The 5,470-nt window shown below is 68.2% G+C and carries 5 protein-coding genes; 1 reads left to right on the plus strand and 4 read right to left on the minus strand.

The features are described from left to right. Window positions 1-1,954 (minus strand): coiled-coil domain-containing protein (locus tag BDIM_RS06100; RefSeq protein ID WP_040345224.1); only part of this gene is annotated, 1,954 nt, incomplete at its 3' end. Window positions 1,955-2,096: 142 nt separating this feature from the next. Next, entirely contained in the window at window positions 2,097-2,279 is a 183-nt protein-coding gene (locus tag BDIM_RS06105) for a hypothetical protein (RefSeq protein ID WP_040346622.1), read from the minus strand. A gap of 164 nt (window positions 2,280-2,443) precedes the next feature. Here BDIM_RS06105 and BDIM_RS06110 point away from each other — a divergent pair, with 164 nt between their 5' ends. After that, window positions 2,444-3,922: a phospholipase D-like domain-containing protein gene (locus BDIM_RS06110; RefSeq protein ID WP_003164700.1), complete on the plus strand. Its 1,479-nt coding sequence runs from the start codon at window positions 2,444-2,446 to the stop codon at window positions 3,920-3,922. Here the strand turns inward: BDIM_RS06110 and BDIM_RS06115 are convergent. Continuing rightward, a complete protein-coding gene (locus tag BDIM_RS06115) occupies window positions 3,907-4,662 on the minus strand; it encodes an endonuclease/exonuclease/phosphatase family protein (protein WP_003164701.1) in 756 nt (251 codons plus the stop codon). The two genes, BDIM_RS06110 and BDIM_RS06115, sit on opposite strands and share 16 nt — an antisense overlap. Before the next feature lie 82 nt (window positions 4,663-4,744). Continuing rightward, window positions 4,745-5,434, minus strand: a complete 690-nt coding sequence (locus tag BDIM_RS06120) for a TPM domain-containing protein (protein ID WP_040345227.1) — start codon at window positions 5,432-5,434, stop codon at window positions 4,745-4,747. Window positions 5,435-5,470: the final 36 nt, after the last annotated feature.

Genomic DNA, 5,470 nt, shown 5'->3' on the forward strand with positions numbered 1-5,470 from the left:
TCGTCGGGCGGCGGCGCGGCTGGCCGCCCTCGGCGGAGACAGCGCCCATCAGGCGCACAGCCTCGGTCAACATTTCATAGTTGCGACGCACGCGATCCTGGAACCCGGCGTCCAGGGCCTCGGTGTCCTGGGCCGCCTTGCGCGAGGCGGCGGTCAGGGCGTTCAGGCCCTCCTCGACGCTGAGGCGCACGGATTCGACGCGAGCGCGGGCCTCGTCGGGCAGGCGGGCGGCGCGTTGATCCATTTCGGCGACGGCCTGTTCGACCGAAGCCAGGGCGTCCGTGACCTGGGCCAGGGTCGCCTGAAGGCTGTCGACCAGCTTCTGTCCGGTCAGATCGACCATGTCGGCGGTCTGGGCGACGATGCGGCGGGCGCCGTCGATCCGCGCCTCGGCCGCCTCATCGGCCTTCTGGGCGGCGTCGAACAGGGATTCGCCCAGGCGATCGGCGCGGATCTGAGCCTGTTCGATCGCGGCCTGAGCGGCGGCGCGCTGTTCGTCGGCCGTGGCTTGAAGCGCCTCCAGCGAACGGCGGGTCTCCTCGACCAGCAGGTCGCGGGACTCAGCGGCCAGGCTTTCAAAGCGATCCAGCGACAGCTTGGTGGCGTGGTCGAAGCCGTCGGCCTCGCGCTGGGACATCTCCACCAGGGCCTTGAACTGGTCGACCACGGCCTCGACCTGGGCCTTGATGGCGGCGGCGGCCTCATCGCCGCGCTGGTTCAGGTCGTCGGCGGCGGTGCGGGTCTGGGACAGGTGGTCCAGAAGCTGGGCGCGCTGGCTCTCGATCTGGGCCGAGAAGTCTTCCTGATCGGTACGCAGGGCGTAGGCGGCCGTGACCAGGGCGGCGCGTTGCTGGCCCAGGCCTTCCTCGACGGATTGAATCTGTTCGGCGACGCCGGAGCCGGCCGTCTCCAGCCGCAGGGTCTGGCGGGCCAGATCGTCAGAGGCGGCGCGAGCGGCTTCCTGGGCTTCGTTGGCGGCGGCGGCCAGGTCGGCGGCGCGAGCGGCGAGGGCGGCCTCGGCCTCACGCAGCTGGGTCTGGGCCAGGTCGGAGGCGTCGGCCACCATGCGCGACTGACGTTCAACCGTTTCGACAACCGCTGAAGCCTGGCCTTCCAGCTTGCCGCCCAGAACGCCCATCTGCTCGCGTTCGTGCGACAGTTGTTCGGCAAGGCGCCGCGCCGTGCCCCCGGCCAGTTCGGCGGCCTCGTTTAGCAGGTTGGATTCCTTGACCAGGGCCTCGCGCAGGGACGCCAGGTCGCCGCGAGCGCGCTCGGCCGATTGCGCGGCGCGGTCGATGTCTTCGCGCAGGGTGTTCAGCACATGCCCGGCCTGATTGGCGGCCAGGGCGGTCGGTCCCACCAGGGCGTCAGCCATTTCCCGCGCGCGCTTCGTCTCCTGGGCGAGACCCGCACCCTGGCGCACGGCATGGGCGAGAAGGACAGAAAGACCCACCGGCGCCAGCAGGATCAGGGCGTAGACCGCCAGGCGCAGCGGATCGATCTCCATCATCCCCGAGCCCAGTTCATAGGCGAACCAGGAGGCCAAGCCGCCGACCCATAGGGCGGAGGCCAAGCCCGCGATCAGGTAGGCGTTGGCGGCGCCGTTTGAACCCGCGCTCTTGCCCTTGCGCTTGGCCGAGGTCTTGGCCGGCGGCGAGATGGGCGGGACCGTAGCGGGCGGGGCGTCGGCGGATTCAGCGAACGGCGACAGGGCGCGCGCGGCCTTTTCGGCTTCGGCGGCGCGTTCTTCGGCCAACGCCTGCTGTTCCGCCAGGCGTCGACGCTGGCGCTCGGACATGGGGCGCTGGGGTGCGTCAGGCAGCGGCTCCAAGCCGGCCTCTGGCGTCGCTTCGTCAGGGGTCTCGGCCGCTTCGGGCGTGAGCGAGGCCTCCGTCTCAGTGGAGACGGGCTCGGGGTCGGTCAGATTGAGCGGCGGCCGATGGCGGGATTTCATGGGCGTCGGTCTCGATCACTGATCGCCAGGATAGGCGGCGAAGGGCGCAAGGCATGGACCCTAACGGCTGGATCGTAAGGCGAAAAGGCTCGAGCGCGGATTAGATCGCCGTTTGCCGACGCGGATCAAGGTGATCTGTGGATCAGCAGGACGAGGGAGCGGTCAGGTGGACGGTGGTTGCGGGCTTTGTATCGCCGCAATCCTGCACCCGTTGAATCTCGCGGTCCGACTTTTGCGGCGCTTTCATATCGACGCCGAATTGCGACAACGCCGCTGCGGCGAGCAGGGCGATCAAACCAGCCAGGATCTCGATCAAAGCTTGCATATTCATAGTATGCCAGAAACATCTTCGGGCGACAATGCGGCGAACAGATGAAGCGGCGCCATTGACCCGATTGATGCGAAAATGGAACGATCCGACCTCATCGGCGTCTGAGTGAGATCAGGAGGCCCGTCCGGCCGTCACGCGAATCAGCCATTGCGGGGGGTATGCGAGCAGACCAGTTCTATGAGGGCAGCCTGCTGGAGACGGCCACCGCAGTGTGGCGGTCCGCAAAGGCGCATCGGTTCGCCCCCTTGATGGAGAACAAGGCCTATTTCGACGCCCTGGCGTCGGCGCTGCACAAGGCCGAACGCTCCATCCTAATTCTCGGCTGGCAGTTCGATCCGCGCACGCGCCTGGACCCCGAGGGGCCATTGACCGATCGGCGCGCCGAGATCGGCCATCAGTTGAAGGCTCTGGTGCGCCAGAAGCCCGATTTGGACGTACGCCTGCTGATCTGGCGTTCGCCGTTGCTGATCGCCGCATCGCAGGGCTTCTATCCGCACAAGGCCCAGAGGTGGTTTCGGCGACGGATCGTGGAGTTTCGACTGGACGGGCCGGGCATACTGGGCGCTTGCCACCATCAGAAGGTGGTGGTGATCGACAACCAGATCGCCTTCTGCGGCGGCGGCGACATCTCGACCGACCGCTGGGACACTGAAGAGCATTTCTCGGGCGACCCGCGCCGGTGCGAGCCGACGGGCGTCATTCCGGCGCCGAGGCACGAAGTCATGTGCGTGATGGACGGCCCGGCGGCGCAGGCTCTGGGCGAACTGGCGCGTGAGCGGTGGAGGCGGGCCACCGGCGAGGTGATCGCGCCGATCACGGCTGAATGCGCGGATTCGTGGCCGGAGCGCGTGGCGCCCGCGCTGACGCAGGTGTCGGTCGGAATCTCCCGCACAGAACCTCAGGTGCGCGGCCGGCCCGAGGTTCGCGAAAACGAGGCTCTGCATCTGGAGGCCATCCGGCGGGCGCGCTCGCTTATCTATATGGAGAACCAGTACTTCACCTCGCCCCTGCTGGCGGCGGCGCTGGCCGAGCGCCTGGCCGAGCCGGACGGGCCGGAGGTGGTGTTGGTCTCGACCGGGCGCAGCCCCAGCTGGTTCGACGGCATGACCATGGATACGGCGCGGGCCGAGGTTCTGTATCGGCTGGAGCAGGCGGACCGGCATGATCGCTTCACCGCCTTCTACCCAGTGACGGACGAGGGCGAGCGGATCATCGTTCACGCCAAGATGACTATCATCGACGACAAGCTGCTGCGGATCGGGTCCAGCAATCTGAACAACCGCTCGATGGGGCTGGATACGGAGTGCGACGTTTCGGTCGAGGCTGAGACGGAAGAGCAGAGCGAGGTGATCCAGCGTTTCCGCCGTCACTCTCTCGGCCATTTCATCGGCGTGTCCGGCGACGCCTTTGCTGAGGCTGAGACGCTGCTGGGTTCAGTCGGTCAGGCGATTCAGACCTTCGGTCATGAGCGCATGAAGCCGCTGGGCGCGACCGAGCCGACGCGGGTGGAGCGGATGTTCGCCGAGTGGCAGTTCGGCGATCCGATGTCTTCCACCGACGCCTGGCGGCCGTGGAAACGGCTGAACCGCTCGCACCGCACTCGGCCTAAGTCAGAGGGCGGTCAGGCGCCGGGTTGACCCTTGGGCTGATCGATCTCGAAGTCGATGATCAGCGGCAGGTGGTCCGAAGCGGCTCGCGCCAGAGGCGATGACGGCGTGCGGGCACCGGTCACGCGGATTTCGCGGCTGACGAAGCAGTGGTCGATGCGGATGGCTGGGAAGCTGGACGGGAAGGTCTTGATCGAGGGCTTCAGCCCCAGCCGCCGCTGGGCGTCGTCCAGCCGCCGGGTCAGGGCCTGATAGGGGCGGGTGATAGAGGTGGCGTTGAAGTCGCCGGTCAGGATGGTCGGTCCGTCGCACATCGGATCACCTAGCCAGTCCCGGCCGACCAGAGCCGCGACCTGAAGCCGCTGTTCACGAGGGACCAAACCCAGGTGGGTGTTCAGGATATTGACGACCACGCCGTCGAAATCGACCGCCGACCACAGGGCGCCGCGCGGCTCCAGCCCCTTGAGGCCGGGCAGGGTGGGCAGGGCGGCGGCGCGCACCAGGCGCTCGGGGCGATGGGTCAGGATGGCGTCGCCGTAAAGTTCGGCCTCGACCTTCATGGCGGGATGGAACTGCACGCTCATGGCCAGGCGCTGGGCGATGGCGTCGGCCTGGTCGACCCAGCCGGTGCGGGCGCGGCCGACATCCAGCTCCTGCAGGCAGACGACGTCCGGCTCGTGTTCGGCGATGACGTCGGCGATGCGATGCACGTCCAGCTTGCGGTCGACGCCGACGCAGCGATGGACGTTGTAGGTCAGAAGTCTCGGCATGAATTCCTTGCCTGCGATCGCAGCGACTGTCGCGCCTCAATGCGGCGGTCGCGAGGCCCCGATAGCGATCCTGATAGCCGGACTAGATGACAACCAGCTTGTCGGGGATCTCGTTTTTGTCAGCGGGCTTGGGCGGAAAGCGTTCCGCCAGAACCTGACCGCACAGGGTGATGGCTTGCTCAAAGCCTTCGACCGGCCGGTCACGCCGCAGGGCGCCGGTCAGGGCGGCCACGGCGTCGGCCCAGACTTCGGGACTGACGCAGGAGTGGATGCCCTCGTCGGCCACGACCTCGACCTGATGATCGGCCAGGGCGGCGAAGATCAGGACGCCGGTGCGCGCCTCGGTGACGTGCAGGCCGTGGGCCAGGAACTGCTGCATGGCGGCGCGGCGAACGCGCGTGCGGCGCAGGGCGGCGGGCGTCAGAAGTCGCCGCACGACGGGGATCAAGGACAGCAGGAAGACGGCCACGAAGACGCCGGCCTGCACCAGTCCATAGGCCGCCAGGGCGCGGCCGATCTCGGCCGAGGCGGCGGGGGCGTGGGCGGCCTCCCAACCGCCGCCGAAGGTCAGCCAGTCGCCGTTGAAGCCGAGCGGGATCAGGCCCAGCGGCAGCAGCAAGGCCGCCGCCGCCGCCCAACCCAGGCTGACGTCTCGATAGGACGACACCTGCCGCGCCACGACGCAGAAAATCTCGCCGGAGGTGTCCGCCTCGGCCTGGGCGATGGCTTGGGCCACCCGTGCGTGGTCGTCGTTCGTGAACTGCATCACCATCCCCCCGAGGCGCCGCCGCCGCCGAAGCCGCCGCCG

The organism is Brevundimonas diminuta ATCC 11568 (assembly GCF_000204035.1).
In the GTDB taxonomy this organism is placed as follows: Bacteria; Pseudomonadota; Alphaproteobacteria; order Caulobacterales; family Caulobacteraceae; genus Brevundimonas; species Brevundimonas diminuta.

Excerpts from the sequence above, each read along its gene's own strand:
- BDIM_RS06105 (WP_040346622.1), bottom strand. The coding sequence starts at position 2,279 with ATGCAAGCTTTGATCGAGATCCTGGCTGGTTTGATCGCCCTGCTCGCC.
- BDIM_RS06110 (WP_003164700.1), top strand. The coding sequence starts at position 2,444 with ATGCGAGCAGACCAGTTCTATGAGGGCAGCCTGCTGGAGACGGCCACC.
- BDIM_RS06115 (WP_003164701.1), bottom strand. The coding sequence starts at position 4,662 with ATGCCGAGACTTCTGACCTACAACGTCCATCGCTGCGTCGGCGTCGAC.
- BDIM_RS06120 (WP_040345227.1), bottom strand. The coding sequence starts at position 5,434 with ATGGTGATGCAGTTCACGAACGACGACCACGCACGGGTGGCCCAAGCC.